This is a genomic window from Agrobacterium sp. RAC06, from assembly GCF_001713475.1.
Taxonomy (GTDB): domain Bacteria; phylum Pseudomonadota; class Alphaproteobacteria; order Rhizobiales; family Rhizobiaceae; genus Allorhizobium.
The window spans coordinates 4,234,429-4,255,500 of record NZ_CP016499.1; the positions used below are offsets into that span (position 1 = coordinate 4,234,429).

Genomic DNA, 21,072 nt, shown 5'->3' on the forward strand with positions numbered 1-21,072 from the left:
AGGGTTTAGCCTGAGATCTTTACCCCCGATTAAGCGCCAAGGGTGATTGTTCCCGCATAAGGGGAGCCTGCCGACTCGAATTGGCAGGCCATGAACTATGGGCGCAGGTCTTCTGGCCGGGCTGCTCAGGGGAACAACAATCATGACAGCTCGCATCCACTCGCTTTCGTTCAAAGTCATTGCGGTCTTTCTCGTTCTGACTTTCATCACCGTCGCGCTCCTCAATGTCTTTGCCTATCGCAGCTCCAGTGCGCTGTTCGGCGAGCAGACCGAGAAGGCGATGACCAGCATGTTGACCTTCCGCGGCGACATGCTGACGGAGAAGCTCCAGGCCCTGGAAAACCAGGCGGCCTCCATCGCCAAGATCGAGACGCTGCAGCAGTCGATGACCGGACTGAAGAGCGGTTGGAACACGATCAGCAAAAGCACGGGCGACGCGAAAGCCGAACTGCAGCGGGTCTTCGTCACGGAAAATCCCAATCCGCCCGGCGAGCGCGAGAAGCTGCTGAAGCCTGAGGGTCCGAGTGGCTTCTACTATTCGACGCACGAGACCACGCAGGCCCAGATTGGAGCCTATCTCGAAGGCACGAGCTTCAGCGACATGCTAATCGCCGACCAGAACGGCAACGTCATCTACTCCTTCAGGAAGGGGGCTGCTTTCGGGGAAAATCTCGCGGAGGGAAGTTATGCCGCGACGAACCTCGGGCGCGTGTTCCAGCAGTCGGTGCAGGCGGCGGCAGCAGCGGTCGACGATGTCGTCGGCGTCAACTTCTCCGGCCTGTCGGTGGGGGCAGATCCGGCTGCCCCGGACATTTATTTCGCCGTACCCTTCGTCAAGCTCGGTGGTTACAAGGGCAGCCTGATGTTCCAGGTGAAGGCCGATGTCTTCGAGAACCTTCTGTCCAAGGGCATTGTCGCCGGAAGCAGCCAGAAGGCCGCCATTCTTTCAGGCGAGGGGACCGGGATCGCGCTTGATGCCTCCGGCAAACTCACCGACATCAAGGCTGATTTCACCATGTCGGGCGACGGCGTTTCCGTGCAGTCCGGCGAACGTCCCGAAGGTGCCGCCATGGTCTATGGCCGGCGCATCGGCTTCGGTGACCAGAGCTTCGTGGTGACGGAAAGCCTGACAACGGCCGAGCTCGAAGCCGGCTCGATCCGCATTGCGACGATCCTGTTCGTGACCGGCCTGATCGCGCTCGGCGTGCTTGCCGCCGCGACCTGGGTCTTTACGCGCCGATTGTTCGCGCCGCTTGAGCGCCTTGTCGCTTTTACTGGTGCTGTGGCCGATGGTGAAATCGAGCATCCCGTTGCGAACCAGGAGCGGCGCGACGAGATCGGCAGCATGGCGCGGGCGCTCGAACGCTTCCGCCTGGCGCTGATCGAGCAGCAGCGGCAATCTGCCGAGCGCCGGGAAGAACGGGCGCGCGCCGAAGAGGAACGCCGCCAGCGTATGGAAGAGCGCGACAGCGAAGCTCGAACCCTGCAGGACGTGGTCGAAACCCTCGATCAGGGGCTGGACAGGCTGGCCGCGGGCGATCTCGCCTTCCGCATCGAATCCCGTTTTCCGGCCGATCTCGAGGCGCTGCGTTCTAACTTCAACAAGGCGATCGAGACACTGAGCGCCACGCTTGGCGGTATCGGCGGTAATTCGGTCGCCGTCCGTGAAGGCTCCGAGGAGATGCGGGCGGGTGCCGACCAGCTCGCCGAACGGACCGAGCGGCAGGCGGCTGCGATCTCGCAGGCTGCCACGGCAATCCAGGAGATCACCGGTGCGGTCAAGGTACAGATCGCACGAGCGGAGGAAGCCGAACGGATCGCACGGGCCGCGCGGGACGATACCGCGATGTCCGGCCACATCATGCGCGATACCATAGCGGCGATGGAGGCGATCCAGGGATCATCGATGGAGATCAACAAGATCGTTTCGGTGATCGACGAGATCGCTTTCCAGACCAATCTGCTTGCGCTCAATGCCGGCGTCGAGGCGGCGCGTGCGGGCGAGAGCGGCAAGGGCTTCGCCGTTGTCGCGCAGGAGGTTCGCGAGCTCGCCCAGCGGTCGTCGAATGCGGCGAAGGAGATCGCCGGTCTGCTCTCCAAGTCACGCGGCGAGGTCGATCACGGCGTGAAGCTGGTCGAAAAGGCCGGCAATGCGCTTGATGGTATCGGCTCGCATGTGCTGTCGATCAACAGCCATATCGCCGAGATCATGGAGTCCACCCGTGAAGAGGCGCAAACGCTGGTCGACATCAACACCTCGGTGAACCAGCTCGATGCGATGACACAGCAGAATGCCGCCATGGTCGAGGAGACGACTGCCGCCATCCATCGTCTCGCGGGCGAGGCCGCGGAAATGGACCAGCGGCTCGGGCTGTTTACCCTGGGGGCCGAGCGCTCCGGCTCGGTGCGCCACGCCGCCTGAGCATTCCGCGGACACACCGGCGAGATACTGAAATGCGGCCCTGCGGGGCCGCATTTTGTTTTCGCCCTGACGTCTCGCAGCAAGTATCGAGGTAAGCAAATAGATAATGTCTAAAGTTAAGATCTGTAGTTAATCCGAACTTAACCTTTCCACTCCATTATCTGTCCCAATTCAGGATGTTGGGTCTGCGACAGCCTGACGCGACAACGCTGGGATTTGGAGTATCCTGTTATGACGAAAACCATTCTTGCCGTGGCAACGGCCGCACTGCTTGCCAGCTCGGCCGCCTACGCCGCCGATGTCTATCAGCCCGAACCGCAGCCCGTTTATGTCGATGCTCCCGAGGTTGCCGTTGCGGAAGCCTCCGGCTGGTACCTGCGCGGCGATCTCGGCTACAGCTTCAACAAGCTGCGCGGCGCCAACTATTTTCAGGGCAGCAACAATAACCAGGTCGATTTCGCCACGTCCTCGATCAAGGACAGCTTCTGGGTCGGCGGCGGCGTCGGTTACCAGATCAACAGCTATCTGCGCACGGACTTGACGTTTGACTACCTGACCAAGGCCGACTTCAACGGTTCGACTCGCGGCTCCTGCGGCGTTTCGACCGCATGCACCTCGCGCGACATCACGTCGATGCGCGCCTACACGCTGATGGCCAACGCCTATGTCGACCTCGGCACTTATGCGTATTTCACGCCCTATATTGGCGGTGGTATCGGCGGTTCCTACGTAAAGTGGGACAAGCTTCGCAACACTTCGTGTGCGGACAACAACTCGTCCAACTGTGACGCAACCGTCGAGCATCACGGCGCAGGCAGCTGGCGCTTCGCCTATCAGCTGATGGCCGGCGCCTCGATCGATGTAACCTGCAACGTCAAGGCCGATGTCGGTTATCGCTTCCGTCACACAGCCGGCGGCGACATGTTCGGCTACGCTCTGAACGGCGGCCCCGGCTACGACAAGGGCTTCAACAGCCACAGCGTCCATGCTGGCGCGCGTTATGTCTTCGGTGGTTGCGAAACGCCTGTGGCCTACCAGCCGCCGGCAGAGCTGCCTGTCTACAAGTAAGATCCATTCCGCGATCATGCACAGGGCTGCCTTAGGGCAGCCCTTTTGCGTTTCAGCCCGTCGCTGTGGCGGCGCAGACGGAACAAAAATTTCTCCTCGTGCGACAAGACCCGCTTGACTGACATGGGCGACAGGAGTAGTTCCGACGGCGGGACACCTCTCCCCAACGAGAGGCTAATTACCTGGAAGGGTATCTATATGGCTGATATCATCGCCCCCGCCGCGCGTCCGGCAAACTCTCATTTTTCGTCTGGCCCATGCTCGAAGCGTCCCGGTTGGTCGCTCGATGCGCTTTCCGATGCCCCGCTCGGTCGCTCGCACCGCGCCAAGGTCGGCAAGGAAAAGCTGAAGCTGGCCATCGACCTTACCCGCGAAATTCTCAACGTTCCCGCTGATTACCGCATCGGCATCGTTCCGGCCTCCGACACGGGCGCCGTTGAAATGGCCATGTGGTCGCTGCTCGGCGAACGTGGCGTGGACATGCTTTCCTGGGAAAGCTTTGGCGCCGGCTGGGTCACCGATGTGGTGAAGCAGCTGAAGCTTGCCGATGTCCGCAAGTTCAATGCCGATTACGGCCTGCTTCCGAACCTTGCCGAAGTCGATTTCGACCGCGATGTCGTCTTTACCTGGAACGGCACGACATCGGGTGTGCGCGTTGCGAATGCCGACTTCATCCCTGCGGATCGCAAGGGCCTGACGATCTGCGACGCCACCTCGGCGGCTTTCGCGCAGGACCTCGACTTCTCCAAGCTCGATGTCACCACCTTCTCCTGGCAGAAGGTTCTGGGCGGTGAAGGCGGTCACGGCGTGATCATCCTCAGCCCTCGTGCCGTCGAGCGCCTGACGACCTATGTTCCGGCCTGGCCGCTGCCGAAGATCTTCCGCATGACCTCGGGCGGCAAGCTGATCGAAGGCATCTTTGTCGGCGAAACGATCAACACGCCGTCCATGCTCTGCGTCGAGGACTATGTCGATGCCTTGAAGTGGGCAAAGTCGATCGGCGGCCTCGAAGCCCTGATCGCTCGCGCCGACGCCAATGCCAAGGTCATCTTCGACTTCATCGAGGAAAACGACTGGATTGCCAATCTGGCCGTTGATGACGCGACGCGCTCCAACACCTCGGTCTGCGTCAAGATCGTTGACCCTGCGATTACGGCACTCGATGCCGATGCCCAGGCTGCCTTTGCCAAGGGCATTGCCAGCATCCTGGAAAAGCAGGGTGTTGCCTATGACATCGGTGCTTACCGCGATGCGCCGGCCGGCCTTCGCATCTGGGCGGGTGCCACGATCGAGACCGCTGACATGGCAGCACTGATGCCGTGGCTCACCTTTGCCTACGAGACGCAGAAGGCGTCTCTCGCCAAGGCTGCCGCCTGATCCTGGACGATTTCGGCTCCGCCTGACCGGCGGAGCCCCGCAATTCTCATCATTTTCTTCAAACGAACTCTCTGAAGGAGGCCTCGTCATGGCACCTCGCGTTCTCGTATCCGACGAATTGTCTGAAACCGCCGTCCAGATCTTCCGTGATCGCGGCGTCGAAGTCGATTTCCAGCCGAAGCTCGGCAAGGACAAGGAAAAACTCGCCGAAATCATCGGCAATTATGATGGCCTCGCCATCCGCTCCGCCACCAAGGCGACGGAAAAGCTGATCGCTGCTGCGACCAACCTCAAGGTCATCGGCCGCGCCGGTATCGGCGTCGACAATGTCGATATCCCGGCTGCCTCCAAGCGCGGCATCATCGTGATGAACACGCCTTTCGGCAACTCGATCACGACGGCAGAACACGCCATCGCCCTGATGTTTGCCGTTGCCCGCCAGCTACCGCAGGCCGATGCCTCGACCCAGGCCGGCAAGTGGGAAAAGTCGAAGTTCATGGGTGTCGAAATCACCGGCAAGACGCTCGGCGTTATCGGCGCCGGCAATATCGGCGGCATCGTCTGCAAGAAGGCGATCGGCCTGGGCATGCATGTGCTGGCCTATGACCCCTTCCTGTCGACCGAACGCGCCCAGGAAATGGGCGTCACCAAGGTCGAACTGGACGAGTTGCTCGCCAAGGCTGACTTTATCACCCTGCATGTACCGATGACCGACAAGACGCGCGGTATCATCTCGAAGGAAGCGCTTGCCAAGACGAAGAAGGGTGTCCGCATCGTCAACTGCGCCCGTGGTGGTCTGGTCGATGAGGCAGCCCTTGCCGACGCCATCAAGTCCGGTCATGTCGCCGGTGCCGGTTTCGACGTCTTCGAAGTCGAGCCTGCGACCGAAAGCCCGCTCTTCGGCCTGCCAAATGTCGTCTGCACGCCGCATCTCGGCGCCTCGACCACGGAAGCCCAGGAAAATGTCGCGCTGCAGGTTGCCGAGCAGATGTCGGACTACCTAATGAAGGGTGCCGTCTCGAACGCCATCAACATGCCGTCGATCACGGCTGAGGAAGCGCCGATCCTGAAGCCGTTCATCCGTCTCGCCGACGTGCTCGGCTCGTTTGCCGGCCAGATGACCGAAAACCCGATCAAGGAAATCGAGATCCTCTATGACGGCGTGACCTCCGGCATGAACACAAAGGCGCTGACCTCGGCACTGCTCGCCGGTCTCATCCGCCCGCAGGTGGCCGACGTGAACATGGTTTCGGCCCCGATCATGATCAAGGAAAAGGGCGTCATCGTCTCGGAAGTGAAGCGCGACAAGACCGGCGTCTATGACGGTTACATCAAGCTCACCGTCACCACCGAGAAGCAGACCCGCTCGGTCGCCGGCACGGTCTTCTCCGACGGCAAGCCGCGCTTCATCCAGATCAAGGGCATCAACATGGATGCCGATGTCGGTCCGAACATGATCTACATCTCGAACACCGACGTTCCCGGCATGATCGGCTTCATGGGCACCACGCTCGGCAATGCCAAGGTCAACATCGCGAACTTCCAGCTCGGTCGCGACAAGGAGGGTGGCGACGCGATTGCGCTCCTTTACGTCGATGGACCGGTCGAGCAGGGCGTGCTTGACCAGCTCACCGCCAATCCGGCCGTCAAGCAGGCCAAGCCTCTGGTGTTCAACGTCGACTGATCGACGTTCTCGATATCATCGACAAAGACGGCGCGGGATCAAACCCGCGCCGTCTTTGTTTTTCAGCTGCTTTCGGCCAAACGCAAAGTTACATATGGAAAAACATATGCGTTGAACTGACGCATGGCGGGTTGTCGCATTGTTTCTGCGATGCGAGGGTATAGTTGATGTTTATCACCTCCGGGAGGAGAGAAGGAAGGGACATCCCATGTTCGAGCACTTCGACGCACAACTCCTGGCACGCATACAGTTTGCCTTTACCGTATCGTTCCACATCATATTTCCCGCCTTTTCCATAGGGCTTGCGAGCTATCTCGCGGTGCTCGAAGGCCTCTATCTCTGGAAGAAGGACAAGGTCTATCTGGAGCTCTTCGACTTCTGGAAGACCATCTTTGCGGTCGCTTTCGGCATGGGCGTCGTTTCGGGCATCGTCATGTCCTACCAGTTCGGCACCAACTGGTCGGTGTTCTCCGACAAGGCGGGGCCGGTCATCGGTCCCTTGATGGGCTACGAGGTCCTGACCGCCTTCTTCCTCGAGGCCGGCTTCCTCGGCGTCATGCTGTTCGGCCGCAACCGGGTCGGGCCGGGGCTGCATTTCTTCGCGACGCTGATGGTCGCCTTCGGAACCCTGATCTCGGCCACCTGGATCCTCTCGGTCAATTCCTGGATGCAGACGCCTGACGGTTTTGCCATGAACGATGTCGGCCAGTTTGTGCCTGTTGACTGGTGGAAGATCGTTTTCAATCCGTCCTTCCCCTATCGCCTTGTTCATATGGTCATCGCCGCCTATCTGACCACCGCCTTCGTCGTCGGCGCCGTCGGAGCCTGGCACCTTGTCAAGCGCACGGCGCCGCGCCGCGCAGGCAAGATGTTCTCCATGGCCATGTGGATGGCGGCGATCGTTGCGCCGATCCAGATCTTTGCCGGCGACATGCACGGCCTCAACACGCTGGAGTATCAGCCGGTCAAGGTGATGGCCATGGAGGGCCATTTCGAAAGCCATCCGGAGGGCGCGCCGCTGATCCTGTTCGGGATCCCGAACCAAGACGAGCAGCGGATCGACTATGCAGTGCAGATCCCGAAACTCTCCAGTCTGATCCTCAAGCACGACCTCAATGCGCCGCTCGACGGTCTGGATACTGTGCCCCGCGAATTGCAGCCGCCGGTCGCCATCGTCTTCTGGTCTTTCCGCGTGATGATCGCCATCGGGTTTGCGATGCTGGGGGTCGGCCTCTTCTCGCTCTGGTGTCGCTGGAAGGGCACGCTTTATTCCAATGGATGGCTGCACCGCGCGGCCCTCGTCGTGGGACCCTCGGGTTTCGTCGCCGTGCTTGCCGGCTGGATCACAACCGAGGTCGGGCGTCAGCCCTATACGGTCTATGGCCATCTGCTGACGGCCGATTCGATCTCGCCGATCGCGGCGCCCGCGGTCGCGGCCTCGCTGATCGCCTTCATCGTGGTCTATTTCATCGTCTTCGGTGCCGGTACCTTTTACATCCTGCGCCTGATGGGCCGCCTGCCGCGCGATCCGATGCCGGATCTCGACGATGGCCCGATCCGCACCTCCGGCATCACGCCGGCCGCCCAGCCTGGACACCATGGAGGCAGACATGCCCATTGATCTTCCCTTCATCTGGGCCGGCATCATCGCCTTTGCAGTGCTTGCCTATGTCATCCTCGACGGTTTCGATCTCGGCGTGGGTATCCTCTTTCCCTTCTTCCCGGAGAAGCATGAGAAGGATCTGATGATGAACTCGGTGGCGCCCGTCTGGGACGGCAACGAGACCTGGCTGGTGCTCGGGGGCGGCGGGCTGCTCGCGGTCTTCCCGCTCGCCTATGCGACGATCCTGCCCGCCCTCTACGCGCCGCTGATCATCATGCTGCTTGGGCTGATCTTCCGGGGCGTCGCCTTCGAATACCGTTGGCGTACGAAGCGGGCGGAGCATCTCTGGAACTGGGCTTTTGCCGGCGGTTCCTTCGTTGCGGCCTTCTTCCAGGGCGTGGCGCTCGGGGCGCTGGTGCAGGGCATTCCGGTTGCAAACCGCGCCTATTCCGGCGGCTGGTGGGACTGGCTGACGCCGTTTTCGCTTGCGACCGGTGCCGCTCTCGTCATCGGTTATGCGCTTCTCGGCGCGACCTGGCTCGTGATGAAGACGGAAGGGGAGATCTCGGATCGGGCGCGGTCCTTCGCGCTGCCTCTGTCGTTTGCCACAGTCGGGGCGATGGGCGTCTTCAGCCTCTGGACCCCCTGGCTCGAACCGCTCTATTTCGAGCGCTGGTTCAAGTTCCCGACCCTGATCTTCTCGATCATCGTTCCGGTTCTAGTGCTCGGCTGCCTCTACGTGATCGTCAACGGATTGCGCAAAGGCCATGACGCGCGGCCCTTCCTGGCGGCACTCGGCCTCTTCGTACTCGGCTATGCCGGGATCGGGATCAGCTTCTATCCCTATATCGTGCCGACATCGCTGACGATCTGGGAGGCGGCAGCACCCGACGAGAGCCTTGCCTTCCTGCTCTACGGTGCCGTCATCCTCGTGCCGATGATCCTCGGATACACGGCCTATGCCTATTGGGTCTTCCGTGGAAAGCTCAATCCGGACGAGGGCTATCACTGATGGATAAGCGCCTCATGGCCAGCCGTTTGCTGTGGTTCGTCGGCCTTTGGGCCGGCGGCGTGATGGCGATCACCATCGTCGGACTGATCATCAAGTTCTGGCTTGGGGCCTGACTTCGATCACCTGAAATTCAATGGAAATCCGCTCGCTCTCTCTTCAAAAGAGAGCGAGCTCTCTCCATATGAGAGACAAGCCTGAAAAAGGTATTCAAGACTGCTTCGAGGAGGACAGGAAACACGATGCGGCAATACGCAAAAACATTCGCGACGCTTGCGCTTGGCATGATGGTCACGCTGGTGGCCGTCGATTTCGCCGAGGCGCGTCGCGCCAGCGGCGGCTTCGGCAGCCGCGGCACGCGTACTTTCGACGCCCCTGCTGCAACACGCACGGCGCCGGCACCGGCCGCGCCGATCGAGCGGACAATGACGCCGCGCACCAACGCGAACCAGCCTGCAACCAATCCGTCCACCGCCGCCAATCAGGCCGCGCGTCCGGGTGGCCTGTTCGGTGGTCTTGCCGGTGGTCTGATGGGTGGCCTGCTGCTCGGCGGCTTGTTCGGCATGCTGATGGGCACAGGCTTCGGCGGCGGCTTCGGCATCCTCGGCCTGCTCCTGCAGGGCCTCTTGATCTTCTTCCTGATCCGCTTTGCGATGCGCATGTTTGCCAATCGTCAGGCGACGGCGTCCGGTCCGGGCAATGCCCCGGGTTTCGGCGGCTTCGGCGGCATGGCGCGTGACAACCAGAGCGGTGATCAGGCTCGTCCGAGCTTCCAGATCCCGAAACTCGGTGGCGGCGGCGCATCGTCGGCGACTTCCGCTCGCCGGTCCGGTCAGTCTGACGAACTCGGCATCACGCCGAAGGATCTCGAGCGCTTCGAGGAACTGCTGCAGGAGATGCAGCGCGCCTATGCGGCCGAGGACTATGGTTCACTGCGCCGCATCACGACACCGGAAGCCATGTCCTATCTCGCCGAGGAACTGAGCGAGAATGCCACCAAGGGCGTCAAGAACGAGGTGCGCGACGTGCATCTGGTGCAGGGCGACGTGGCTGAGAGCTGGGCCGAAGACAAGATGGAATATGCGACCGTCGCGATGCGCTACGAAGCGATCGACTATGTCGTCGACCGCCAGAGCGGTGACGTGGTCGAAGGCGATCCGAACACGCCCACCGAATCCGTTGAGCTCTGGACCTTCGCGCGGCGTCCCGCCACAAAGTGGCAGATCTCGGCGATCCAGGGTGTCGAGCAAGGCTGAGTGCGTCGGCACTCTCCAACCCAAAACATGTTGGGGCCCGGCTTTTCGGCCGGGCCCCTTTTGCGTCAGCGGACGAGCTTGATCAACTCGAAGGGTAAGCCGCTGTCATCGTTCGGACGACGGCCTGTCTCCATGAACCCAAGCCGGTCGTAGAAGCGGCGGGCGCGTTCGTTGAGCGTATAGACCTCCAGCTCCAAACATGAGCGGAGTTGCGAGGCATGTTCCACGAGTTGTCGGCCGATGCCCGTTCCATGGTGGTTCGGATCGACAAACAGGCCACCGATGGTTTGATCCAGCAGGCTGATGAAGCCGACGATCTCGCCGTTCCGCAGCGCCACATGGGTCTCCGCCAGCGGCAAGTAATGGTCGGCCACGAGGGTCGCCTGGATGTCCAGTTGCTCGCGGACGAGGAAGGGGTGTCCTTTCTCAGATGCCGAACGCCAGATAGCGACGAGGCGAGTGGTATCCTCGGGCAGAAAAGCCCGGATTTGCAGGTCGTATTTCATGGATTGTTCCGTCAGTCGTGTTGTTGATGCGCATGCGACAGCGTTCGGCTGTCGAGCCGTTCCCATAGGGTTCAAAGGCTGTCGTTACTGCGCATCAAGCTCCTTCTTGCTGACGATCCTGAAGCTTTAGACCTTGAGGCGTTTCGCCTCAAGTGTTGAATGGCCTGACCGCCCGGTCAGATCACCCTCAGCCCGGGCACTGCTGTAGCTGCTTGGCATAGGTATAGGTGATGTCGGTGAAGCGCTTGGCACCTCTCAGCGCCTCCGGGCGCTTGTTGTAGGCGCCGCGCAGATAGCCGGTATGGCCGGAGTGATATGCCAGATAGAGCTTGTAGGGGTCGTTCAAGGGGATGTTGACCTTCGTCGCGCTCTCCCGGTGATACCAGCCGATGAAGCGGATGGCGTCGGCGAAGTCGGTGCGGCGGGCGCCCCAGCGGCCGGTTTCGCGCTGATAGCGTTCCCAGGTGCCGTCGAGGGCCTGGGAATAGCCATAGGCGGTCGACTGGCGCTTGCCGGGGATGAAGCCGAAGATCATCTTGCGCGGCGGCTTGGCGTTATGGCGGAAGCTCGATTCCGTATAGATCGTCGCCATCAGGATAGGGACGGGAACGCCATATTCGCGCTCGGCGGCGATCGCTGCGCGGCGCCAGTTGTTGAACAGCCCGTCGCGCTGCTCGAAAATCGCGCAGGCATTGCGGGTCTGGGATGGCGGCTTGGCACAGGCCGACAGCATCAGCATGACGCCGAGGGCAGAGTAAAGAGCGGTACGCATGACAAAACCTCGCTACAGGCCCGCCATTCTATTCATTAAAATTTAACGAAAGGTTTTCTTAACCGCCCCCGGATCTTGCATCCCCTGATCAGGGGTGGGGAACACTCCGCCTTGCATACTGTTACGCCCTAAGTAGCAATCGCAGACAGGAGGCAAGACCCATGTCCATTCGCGCCATGATCGAAACCCATCCGCAGATAGAAGGGGGCGCCAATGACGCGCTGATCGCCTGCATTCAGGCCTGCTTTGACTGCGCGCAGACCTGTATTTCCTGTGCCGATGCCTGCCTTGCCGAAGACATGGTGGACGAGTTGCGCCAGTGTATCCGGCTGAACGAGGACTGCGCTGATATCTGCCTTGCCACCGGGCGCGCGGCGATACGGCGTACGGGGCGGAATGCCCAGGTGCTGCAGGGGCTCGTCGAGGCCTGCACCCGTGCCTGCGCCGCCTGCGGCGAGGAATGCGGCCGCCATGCCGAGATGCATGACCATTGCCGCATCTGTGCGGAGGCCTGCCGGGCTTGCGAACAAGCCTGCCGACAAGCGACCACCCGGATACAATGAGGCGTTGACGGCAGTCGTATTTGCACCCAGTCTGCCGGGCGGTCGTTAGGCAGCGAGGAGGAACGGTCGCGTTCTTGCCCGGCGATCGCAGGTGGACATTCGTCCCGGGAGCGAGGATCTTCAACGCATGCAGCAGGTCGGCATCGGCATCATCGGATGCGGCAATATTTCAGGCGCTTATCTCAAGGCGCTCCAGCATTTTCCCATTCTCAAGGTCTGCGGTATCGCCGATCTGAACAGTGATCTCGCCGCAAGTCGGGCCGCTGAATTCGGTGTGCCCGCGCGCACGATCGACGAACTGCATGCCGACCCGGAGGTGCAGATCATCGTCAACCTGACGATCCCCAAGGCGCATGTCGAAGTGGGGCTGCAAGCGCTTGCCGCCGGCAAACATGTCTATTCTGAAAAGCCGCTCGGCGTGACCTTTGCCGAGGGCAAGCGGCTGGTCGAGGCGGCAAAGTCGCTCAACCTCAGGGTCGGCTCAGCCCCCGATACCTTTCTCGGTGGCGCGCATCAGATGGCGCGCGGGCTGATCGATGAGGGCGTGATCGGTCAGCCGATCGGCGGCACGGCCTACTTCATGTGCCCCGGCCACGAGCGATGGCATCCCAATCCGGATTTCTACTACGAGGCTGGTGGCGGGCCTATGCTCGACATGGGCCCCTATTATATCACCGATCTCGTCAATCTCTTTGGCCCGGTCGAGAAGGTGGCGGGCTTTGCCACCAAGGTGCGGAACGAGAGAAAGATCGGCAGCGAGCCGCGCCGGGGCGAGACGATCCCCGTGCATGTGCCGACGCATGTTTCGGGGCTGATGTCCTTTGCCAATGGCGCGGTGGTGCAGATTTCGATGAGCTTCGACGTCGCGGCGCACTGGCACAAGCCACTCGAGGTCTATGGCACCGAGGGCACGCTGATCGTGCCCGATCCCAACCATTTCGGCGGCGACGTCTTTGTCCTGCCGCTGACAGGCGAGGCGCAAGGCAAGCCCGTGACGCTGCCTTACTCCGAAGGGAATTGGCGCTCGCTCGGCGTTGCCGACATGGCGCATGCCATTCTCTTCAACCGCCCGCACCGGGCGAATGGCGATCTCGCTTTGCATGTGCTCGAAGTCATGGAAGCCTTCCAGACGGCTTCCGACCGGGGCGAGACGGTCGCCATCACCACCACTGTGGAGCGGCCGGCGCCGCTTGAACAATCGCTCATCGATGGCCTGATCGGCCGGTGAAGACAAAAACAGGGAAGTTTACATGCGTCAGGTTTTGATTTGCTGGGGCGGCTGGGATGGGCACCAGCCCGACCAATGCGCCGCCATCGTCTCCGGCATGCTGCAGGCGGAGGGGTTTGCCGTTCGCGTCGAGCCGGGCACGGCGGCCTTTGCCGATCCCGCGATCCGCGACTACAGCCTCATCGTGCCGATGCTGACGATGACCAAAATCGAGAAGCCCGAGATCGAGAACCTCGAACTCGCCATTCGCGGTGGCGTCGGCCTCGGCGGCTTCCATGGCCAGGCGGGCGACAGCTTTCGCGACTGCGTGCAGTATCAATACATGATCGGCGGCCAGTGGGTCGCCCATCCCGGCAATATCTACGACTACACGGTCAATATCGTGAAGCCCGAGGACCCGCTCGTCTCCGGCATCGGCGATTTTCCCTATCGCTCCGAGCAGTATTACATGCATGTCGATCCGAACAACGAGGTGCTGGCGACGACGACCTTTACCGGCGAGCACGATGCCTGGATCGACGGGCATGTGATGCCGGTGGTGTGGAAGCGCCGCCACGGGCAGGGCAGGGTGTTCTACTCCTCCCTCGGCCACCAGGCGGCGGAGTTCGAGGTGCCGCAGATGCGGGAGATTGTGCGACGGGGGCTGGTCTGGGCGGCGCGATAGCTCAATGTGGGCGGTGCCTAGCGTTATCTGGCGAGCTTCATCGATTATGTGTCCGTGTTGATAAAGGTTGGCAGGACGTTCAATGCCTTCGCTGAAATCCGAATTGAAAACTGTTACAGAGGTGTACTCGGGAGCACTCACTGAGGTCGGTAATTGGTGTTGCGGCTACGTAAAAGTCGAATTTCTTTGGCCAGATCAAGTTTACATCCAGAGCTTTGAAGGCCGAGACTTTTTCCTTGTACCGCCGTGCACCGGGCCAGATGGCGATGTGATGTACGCTGCGGTTGCTCTAAAACTCGCAGAAGCTGAGGAACATTCAGTCGGCGCTAAGGCAATCAACGAGTTACTCAGCGCAATGACTTGGTCCAAGGACAAAAGCGCTGTTGTGGTCGCTTGGGGTGGCGGAAGACGCCTGCATCCGTGCCTCGGCAAAGAGAGCGCAGATGTGACCGATCGGGCTTACTTTCCAGACCTGCCGGAGAACCTATCCGAGAAGGCCAAGTTGGCATTGGCGTTGTATCGGGAGGGGAAGAGCATGGACCATGTAGTCTATGCTTGCCTCAGTTTTCTGAAAATTCTGAATGTTCAGTTCTCTAACCCCCATGCACAAATGGCATGGATTAACAATTCTGTCGCTAGCATATGTGGTCACGAAGCGAGGAGGCGGCTTGAGGAGCTGACGCAAACAGAGTCGGATGTTGGTCAGTATCTATTCGTTTCGTCTCGTTGTGCCATCGCACACGCTTTCGCCTCGCCACTGGTCAATCCGGATGACCCTTCAGACGAGAGACGACTTCGCCAGGACTATCCGCTGATAAAGGAGCTTGCCGTTGTTGTGGTCGAGCAAGTGTTCGGAGTTAGGTCTCCTTCCACGGTGTACGCAGAGCATTTGTACGAACTGGCGGGTTTTAAGGAGTGGTTCCCGTCTGATGTCAGAGAGAATGCGACGCTACTGGCGCAAAGTTGCGGCTCGATCAGATTCCCGCGGCTACGTTTCGAGCTGGTCGGGCGTGACGGCTATGCGCCGTTGGATGAATTGGAAGCAACTTTCCTCGAAGCGGCCGATGGGTGCGCACTCATCGAGTGTCGGTCGGTTAGATATCCGGTTAGTATCAAGCTGTATTTAAATTTTGCAGAAGAGCGACTGCAGTTGGACCTGTTGAACGGGGTTTGGTGTGGAGACGACGGTACCGCCGACGCAGCCCAAGCAGTTTCGGATATGCTCCGCTTCCGTTGGGACTATTACCGGCAGTACATTTTCCAAGTGCGATCTGTGCCTGACGATATTGTGCTGGGGCGAGCTTCAGCGTTCATCCCCGAAAATCACTGGCTTGACCCAAACGAATTGAATGAAGTCCGCCGGTTTGAGGATCTAGCGCAAATGAGACGTGCGGCCAAAAACGACCTCTGACGTCTACACCACAGCATGTGCATTTGAAATTTTTGGTAGCGGGGGGCGGACTTGAACCGCCGACCTTGGGGTTATGAATCCCACGCTCTAACCACCTGAGCTACCCCGCCACACATCGAACATTCGGGCCTAGAAGCCGTCGCCGTCCGAAGCGATGGGCGGCTTATAAGGCGAGGGTCCGATCAAAGTCAAGCGCGGTCTGGGCAAAAACAGCGTGGCTTTCCACCGGCTTGACGCGAGACCTTGCACGCGGCCCGAAAGCCTTGGCCTCAGGCCGCCACGGGGCTGGCGAGAAGCGCCTTCAGCGCGCTTTCGGCTGTGCCCGAGCGTTCCGACCGCTCGATGAAGCCGCCGCCATAGACGCGGGCGTCGGCACCGGTTGCCGAATAGAGCACGCAGGCCTGGCCGGGGGCCACACCGGCTTCGCCGATTTCGAGATCGACATAGACGCCGCGCTCGTCGGCATGCAGTACCGCCGGCGTCGGCGGGCGGGTGGAGCGGACCTTGGCGAAGCAGGGCATGCCGTCTGCGGCATCTTCGGCGAGCGTGCGGTCGCCGAGCCAGTTGATGTCGCGCAGATAGACGCGGTGGGTTTCCAGCGCTTCCTTCGGGCCGACGATGACGCGGCGCGAGCGGGCATCGAGATAGATGACGTAGAGCGGCTCGCCGGTGGCGACGCCCAAGCCCTTCCGCTGGCCGATCGTGTAATGCAGGATGCCTTCGTGATTGCCGAGCACCCGGCCATCGAGATGCACGATGTCGCCGGCCAGAGCCGCATTCGGCTTCAGCTTGTTGATGACGTCGGCATATTTGCCCTGGGGCACGAAACAGATGTCCTGGCTGTCGGCCTTCTGGGCGACGACGAGGCCCATCTCTTCGGCGAGCACGCGGACTTCCGCCTTCGACATGGCACCAAGCGGGAAGCGCAGATAGTCGATCTGCTCCTGCGTGGTGGCAAAGAGGAAATAGCTCTGGTCGCGCTCGCTATCGATCGGCCGGAAGAGGGCGCGGTGGCCGGGATCATTGGCGAGCGGCACCGACTTCGAGCGGATGTAATGGCCGGTCGCCAGCGCGTCGGCGCCGAGTTCCCGTGCGGTCGTCAGCAGGTCGGCGAACTTGACCGTCTGGTTGCAGGCCACGCAGGGGATCGGCGTTTCGCCGGCGACATAGCTTTCCATGAACGGGTTGATCACGGTGTCGCGAAAACGCTGTTCGTAATCGAGCACGTAATGGGGAATGCCGAGCGTTTCGCAGACGCGGCGGGCATCGTCGATGTCCTGGCCGGCGCAGCAGGAGCCGGCGCGGTGGACGGCGGCGCCATGGTCGTAAAGCTGCAGCGTGATGCCGAGGACGTCATAGCCCTCGCGCTTCAGGATGCCGGCGACGACGGATGAGTCCACGCCGCCCGACATGGCGACGACGACGCGCGTATCTTCCGGTCTCTTGTCAAAATCCAGCGTGTTCACGGGCTTCGTCTCTGTGCTTCATGTGACCGTTCAGCCCGCAATATGCGGGGATCTGGCTTCAGGCTTTGCGGGCGTTTTCGCGCGCTGCCAGTGCCGGGCCTTATGTTGACGGATATAGAAAGGATTGCATCTTCGTGCAAGAGCAGCGATTCGCGGGGATTGCCCGTGAGAGGAGATCCCATGCCCGTCCAGATGACCGTCACGCCCGAGAGCTTCCCGATATCCGGCAGCTTCACGATTTCGCGCGGGTCGAAGACCGAGGCGAAGGTGGTCACGGTGCGGCTGACGGATGGCGCGCATGTTGGACAGGGCGAATGCGTGCCCTATGCGCGTTATGGCGAGACGGTGGAGAGCGTTGTCGAGTTGCTCACGGCGCTGGTGCCGGAGGTACGCCAAGGGCTCGACCGGGCCGGGCTGCAAAGCCGGCTGAAGCCGGGGGCGGCGCGCAATGCGCTGGACTGCGCGTTTTGGGATCTGGAGGCCAAGCGGGCGGGGCTCTCGGTCTGGCAACTTCTCAAGTTACAAGAGCCAAAGCCGCTATCGGTCACCTACACGCTGTCGCTCGGTAGCCCAGAGAGCATGCAGGCGGCGGCGGAGAAGGAGGCGGCGCGACCGCTGCTGAAGGTCAAGCTCGGCGGCGCTGATGATATCGAGCGCATCCGGGCCGTCAGGGCGGGCGCGCCGACGTCTGCGATCATCGTCGATGCCAATGAGGGCTGGAGCCTCGACCAGTACAAGGCGCTGGCGCCTGTGTTTCTCGATCTTGGGGTGAAGCTCGTCGAGCAGCCGTTTCCGGCTGGAGGCGATGATGCGCTTCTCGGGCTCGACCGCGTGCTGCCGGTCTGTGCCGACGAGAGCTGCCACGACACGGCATCGCTCGCCTCGCTGAAGGGCAAGTATGATGCGGTCAACATCAAGCTCGACAAGACCGGCGGGCTGACGGAAGCGCTTCTGATGCGCGATGCGGCGGTGGAAGCCGGTTTCGAGATCATGGTCGGCTGTATGGTCGGCACATCGCTTGCCATGGCGCCTGCCTTTCTGATCGGCCAGGGGGCTGCCTTTGTCGATCTCGACGGGCCGCTGCTTCTGGCGCGCGATCGCGAGCCTTCGATCGCCTATGACGGCGCGGTGATGCCGCTGCCGCCGCGTGAATTGTGGGGCTAAAGAAAGTCCCCTCCCAAACCCTCCCCACAAGGGGGAGGGCTTAACCCAGCCCTGCCGTCTGCGCCTCTGATTAACCGCTTTGCGATCGGCTGAAGGTTCTTTGCGCTCAAGCTGGCGGAAGGGCATCCGGGGGTCCTCTCCCCCCATGTGGGGGAGCTGGCCGGCAGGCCAGAGGGGGTGTGTTGGCGTGTCGGCTCAGCTCTTCGGAGCCAACGGCCCGTTCTTCGCCATCCAAATCACATGCTTCTTGCCGCGACCGGTTCTCCCCGCGCGGACGGGAATCTCCTCCACGCCATAGCCGCAATCCTTCAAGCGGCGCGTGAAGTGCTGATCTGGCCCCTGCGACCAGACGCCGAGCACACCGCCTCGGGTGAGGGCCGACTTGGATTTGCGTAAGCCATCATGGGAATAGAGGCCGTCGTTCGCCTCGCGTGTGAGGCCATCTGGGCCATTGTCGACGTCGAGCAGGATCGCATCGAACTGACCCTTGGATTTGGCAATCAGGGCGCCGACGTCACCGACGTGAATTGCCACGCGCGGGTCGTCGAGGCTGCCGGCATAGATCTCGGCCATCGGGCCGCGCGCCCAGTCGACGACGGCGGGCACGAGTTCGGCGACGGTGACCTTTGCATCCTGAGGAAGCACGCCAAGCGCGGCGCGAAGCGTGAAGCCCATGCCGAGGCCGCCGATCAGGATATGTGGGCGCTTGTGGGTCGCGATCCGCTCGAAGGCGAGGGTGGCGAGCGCTTCCTCGGAGCCGCTAAGGCGGCTGTTCATCAGCTCGTTGGTGCCGAGCATGATGGAGAATTCCGTGCCGCGGCTCTTCAAGCGCAATTCGCCGCCGCCGGGTATCTTGGCCGTGTCGAGCTGAATCCAGGGGAGCATGGGGCAATTCCTGCGCGTTGGGGTCTCGGCTGCCCGTATCACGACGGGACGGCCGGCTTCAACTGTGGCCGCCAATCGCCGTCCGTACCAAAGGTGTTTGATTGGCCCTTGCGGTTTGCGTCCGCCAGAGCGCATCTTGCGCCTCGAACACATCGTGTCGACACGTCCTGCAGTTGGAGAATGCCCATGCCCGCCCCCAAGAATGCCTTCAAGGCCGCTCTCTACGAAACCAACGAACTGCTTGTCGGTTTCTGGGTGGCGCTGGCGAGCCCGCATGTCGCGGAAGTCTGCGCCGGGGCTGGCTTCGACTGGATTCTCATCGATGGCGAGCATGGACCGAACGATATTCCGCTGATGGCGGCCCAACTCGCAGCCGTCGCGCGGCATCCGGCGCATCCGGTCGTCAGGCTGCCGGTCGGCGAAAGCTGGCTGATCAAGCAGGCACTCGATATCGGCGCGCAGACGCTGATGATCCCGATGGTCGAGACGAGGCAAGAGGCAGACCGCTTGGCCAAGGCCCTGCGTTATCCGCCGGAGGGCATCCGCGGCATGGGCGCGAGCCTGGGCCGCGCCTCCGATTTCGGCCGTATTGCCGATTATGCGGAGACGGCGAATGCGGAGGTCTGCCTGATCGCGCAGATCGAAAGCCGTCTCGGTGTCGAGAATGCCGATGCCATCATTGCGACGCCGGGTGTGGATGCGATCCTCATCGGACCGGCCGACCTTGCGGCCGACATGGGCCATCGCGGCAATCCCACGCATCCAGAGGTCATGCAGGCCGTCGAAACCGTGATCGGCAAGGGTGTTGCTGCCGGCAAGCCGGTCGGCATCATGTCCGGCGATCCGGCTATGCTCGCGATGGCGCGCAAGGCCGGAATCCGGTTCTTTGCCTGCTCCACGGATGTCAGCCTGCTTTCCGCTGCCGCCACCAACCTCGCAGCGTCGATGCGCGGCTGATCCTGTTTCCCGCGACATGCACATGGACATCCGATGAAGCTCACACTTGTAGAAGCCGAGGCGCTTGTGGTCGACGCCCTTTGCCGTTCTGGCGTGGATGAAGCCAATGCGCGATCCGTGGCCCGCGCGCTTGTGGCCGCCGAAGCTGCCGGACAAGGCGGTCACGGCTTGCGCCGGGTCGAGGCCTATAGTTCCCAGGCGCGGGCCGGCAAGGTGGATGGCTTAGCCAAGCCGCAGGCGTCGCGACCAAGGCCGGGCGTGCTGACCATCGATGCGATGAACGGCTACGCCTATCCGGCGCTCGATCTTGCCGTCGAGATGTTGCCCGGCATCGCGCGCGAGCAGGGTATTGCGATCGCCACCATTCACCGCTCGCACCATGCCGGGGTCATGGGGCTGACGGTCGCGCGTTTTGCAGAGCGCGGGCTGGCGGCGCTGATGTTTGCCAATGCCCCGGCCTCCATGGCGCCCTGGGGCGGCAACAAGGCGCTTTACGGCACCAACCCCATCGCCTTTGCCGTGCCGATCGAGAATGGAGATCCCATTGTCGTCGATCTGGCGCTGTCCAAGGTGGCGCGCGGCAAGATCATGGCGGCGCGGCAGAAGGGGGAGGCCATCCCCGACGATTGGGCCTTTGATGCCGATGGCCAGCCGACGACGGACGCCAACCGTGCGATGGACGGCTTCATGGCGCCACTCGGCGGAGCCAAGGGAGCAGCGCTTGCGATGATGGTCGAGATTCTCTCGGCGGGCCTGATTGGCGCGAACTATGCCTTCGAGGCCTCGTCCCTGTTCGACGACAAGGGGCCGCCCGTGGCGCTCGGCCAGACGATCATCGCCATCGATCCAACGGCGACAGGTGGGCCCGGCGTCTTCTCTCGCCTGGCGCTGCTGGCGGATGAAATCGGGGCGCAGGAAGGCGCGCGCATTCCAGGACGGCGAGGCCAGGATCTGGCTCGTGCCGCCGAGATCGACGGCATCGTGATCGACGACGAGGTCGTCGCGGCCATCCGGGCGATTGCCTGACGGGAAATGAC

General features: G+C 61.8%; 18 protein-coding genes and 1 tRNA gene. 14 read left to right on the forward strand and 5 right to left on the reverse strand.

What is annotated here, in order from left to right:
• Positions 1 to 142 precede the first annotated feature (142 nt).
• From BSY240_RS20080 to BSY240_RS20110, 7 genes are all read left to right on the forward strand, one after another.
• Positions 143 to 2,422, forward strand: a complete 2,280-nt coding sequence (locus BSY240_RS20080) for a methyl-accepting chemotaxis protein (protein WP_069044069.1) — start codon at positions 143 to 145, stop codon at positions 2,420 to 2,422.
• A gap of 231 nt (positions 2,423 to 2,653) precedes the next feature.
• Positions 2,654 to 3,490: an outer membrane protein gene (locus BSY240_RS20085; RefSeq protein WP_054148299.1), complete on the forward strand. Its 837-nt coding sequence runs from the start codon at positions 2,654 to 2,656 to the stop codon at positions 3,488 to 3,490.
• A 198-nt stretch (positions 3,491 to 3,688) separates the two neighbouring features.
• A complete protein-coding gene (locus BSY240_RS20090; protein WP_069043487.1) occupies positions 3,689 to 4,867 on the forward strand; it encodes a phosphoserine transaminase in 1,179 nt (392 codons plus the stop codon).
• Between the two features lie 88 nt (positions 4,868 to 4,955).
• Positions 4,956 to 6,551, forward strand: a complete 1,596-nt coding sequence (serA, locus tag BSY240_RS20095) for a phosphoglycerate dehydrogenase (RefSeq protein ID WP_069043488.1) — start codon at positions 4,956 to 4,958, stop codon at positions 6,549 to 6,551.
• A gap of 208 nt (positions 6,552 to 6,759) precedes the next feature.
• On the forward strand, positions 6,760 to 8,172 hold the full coding sequence (locus tag BSY240_RS20100; protein ID WP_069043489.1) for a cytochrome ubiquinol oxidase subunit I: 1,413 nt from the start codon (positions 6,760 to 6,762) through the stop codon (positions 8,170 to 8,172).
• Positions 8,162 to 9,166: a cytochrome d ubiquinol oxidase subunit II gene (gene cydB, locus BSY240_RS20105; protein ID WP_069043490.1), complete on the forward strand. Its 1,005-nt coding sequence runs from the start codon at positions 8,162 to 8,164 to the stop codon at positions 9,164 to 9,166. Before BSY240_RS20100 ends, cydB begins: the two co-directional genes overlap by 11 nt.
• 239 nt (positions 9,167 to 9,405) lie before the next feature.
• Positions 9,406 to 10,419 carry a Tim44 domain-containing protein gene (locus BSY240_RS20110; RefSeq protein ID WP_069043491.1) on the forward strand — a complete coding sequence of 338 codons (1,014 nt, stop codon included), beginning with the start codon at positions 9,406 to 9,408 and terminating at the stop codon, positions 10,417 to 10,419.
• Positions 10,420 to 10,484: 65 nt separating this feature from the next.
• Here BSY240_RS20110 and BSY240_RS20115 read toward each other — a convergent pair whose 3' ends face one another.
• Together BSY240_RS20115 and BSY240_RS20120 are read right to left on the reverse strand one after the other, a co-directional pair.
• Complete coding sequence (locus BSY240_RS20115) at positions 10,485 to 10,925, reverse strand: GNAT family N-acetyltransferase (RefSeq protein WP_069043492.1); 441 nt, start codon at positions 10,923 to 10,925, stop codon at positions 10,485 to 10,487.
• Positions 10,926 to 11,112: 187 nt separating this feature from the next.
• The gene (locus tag BSY240_RS20120) at positions 11,113 to 11,697 is read right to left on the reverse strand and encodes a transglycosylase SLT domain-containing protein (protein ID WP_069043493.1); all 585 of its coding nucleotides are present in this window, start codon (positions 11,695 to 11,697) and stop codon (positions 11,113 to 11,115) included.
• Positions 11,698 to 11,858: 161 nt separating this feature from the next.
• On the opposite strand from BSY240_RS20120, the gene BSY240_RS23770 reads away from it, so the two are divergent.
• The 4 genes from BSY240_RS23770 (at position 11,859) to mauJ (ending at position 15,563) form a co-directional block, all read left to right on the forward strand.
• Positions 11,859 to 12,260 (forward strand): four-helix bundle copper-binding protein, encoded by a 402-nt coding sequence (locus BSY240_RS23770; protein ID WP_082347569.1) that lies wholly within the window; start codon positions 11,859 to 11,861, stop codon positions 12,258 to 12,260.
• Positions 12,261 to 12,387: 127 nt separating this feature from the next.
• Entirely contained in the window at positions 12,388 to 13,488 is a 1,101-nt protein-coding gene (locus tag BSY240_RS20130; RefSeq protein ID WP_069043495.1) for a Gfo/Idh/MocA family protein, read from the forward strand.
• Positions 13,489 to 13,510: 22 nt separating this feature from the next.
• Positions 13,511 to 14,152 carry a ThuA domain-containing protein gene (locus BSY240_RS20135; protein ID WP_069043496.1) on the forward strand — a complete coding sequence of 214 codons (642 nt, stop codon included), beginning with the start codon at positions 13,511 to 13,513 and terminating at the stop codon, positions 14,150 to 14,152.
• An 82-nt stretch (positions 14,153 to 14,234) separates the two neighbouring features.
• Entirely contained in the window at positions 14,235 to 15,563 is a 1,329-nt protein-coding gene (gene mauJ / locus BSY240_RS20140; protein WP_069043497.1) for a methylamine utilization protein MauJ, read from the forward strand.
• 33 nt (positions 15,564 to 15,596) lie between these two features.
• Here mauJ and BSY240_RS20145 read toward each other — a convergent pair.
• Positions 15,597 to 15,673, reverse strand: a tRNA-Met gene (locus tag BSY240_RS20145).
• A gap of 159 nt (positions 15,674 to 15,832) precedes the next feature.
• Complete coding sequence (gene mnmA / locus BSY240_RS20150; RefSeq protein WP_069043498.1) at positions 15,833 to 17,029, reverse strand: tRNA 2-thiouridine(34) synthase MnmA; 1,197 nt, start codon at positions 17,027 to 17,029, stop codon at positions 15,833 to 15,835.
• A 180-nt stretch (positions 17,030 to 17,209) separates the two neighbouring features.
• Here mnmA and dgcA point away from each other — a divergent pair, with 180 nt between their 5' ends.
• Entirely contained in the window at positions 17,210 to 18,193 is a 984-nt protein-coding gene (gene dgcA, locus BSY240_RS20155) for an N-acetyl-D-Glu racemase DgcA (RefSeq protein ID WP_069043499.1), read from the forward strand.
• Between the two features lie 195 nt (positions 18,194 to 18,388).
• Here the strand turns inward: dgcA and BSY240_RS20160 are convergent, their stop codons facing one another.
• Positions 18,389 to 19,078 (reverse strand): spermidine synthase, encoded by a 690-nt coding sequence (locus BSY240_RS20160; RefSeq protein WP_069043500.1) that lies wholly within the window; start codon positions 19,076 to 19,078, stop codon positions 18,389 to 18,391.
• A gap of 186 nt (positions 19,079 to 19,264) precedes the next feature.
• On the opposite strand from BSY240_RS20160, the gene BSY240_RS20165 reads away from it, so the two are divergent.
• Together BSY240_RS20165 and BSY240_RS20170 are read left to right on the forward strand one after the other, a co-directional pair.
• A complete protein-coding gene (locus BSY240_RS20165) occupies positions 19,265 to 20,035 on the forward strand; it encodes an HpcH/HpaI aldolase family protein (protein ID WP_069043501.1) in 771 nt (256 codons plus the stop codon).
• A gap of 33 nt (positions 20,036 to 20,068) precedes the next feature.
• A complete protein-coding gene (locus tag BSY240_RS20170; protein WP_069043502.1) occupies positions 20,069 to 21,061 on the forward strand; it encodes an Ldh family oxidoreductase in 993 nt (330 codons plus the stop codon).
• Positions 21,062 to 21,072: the final 11 nt, after the last annotated feature.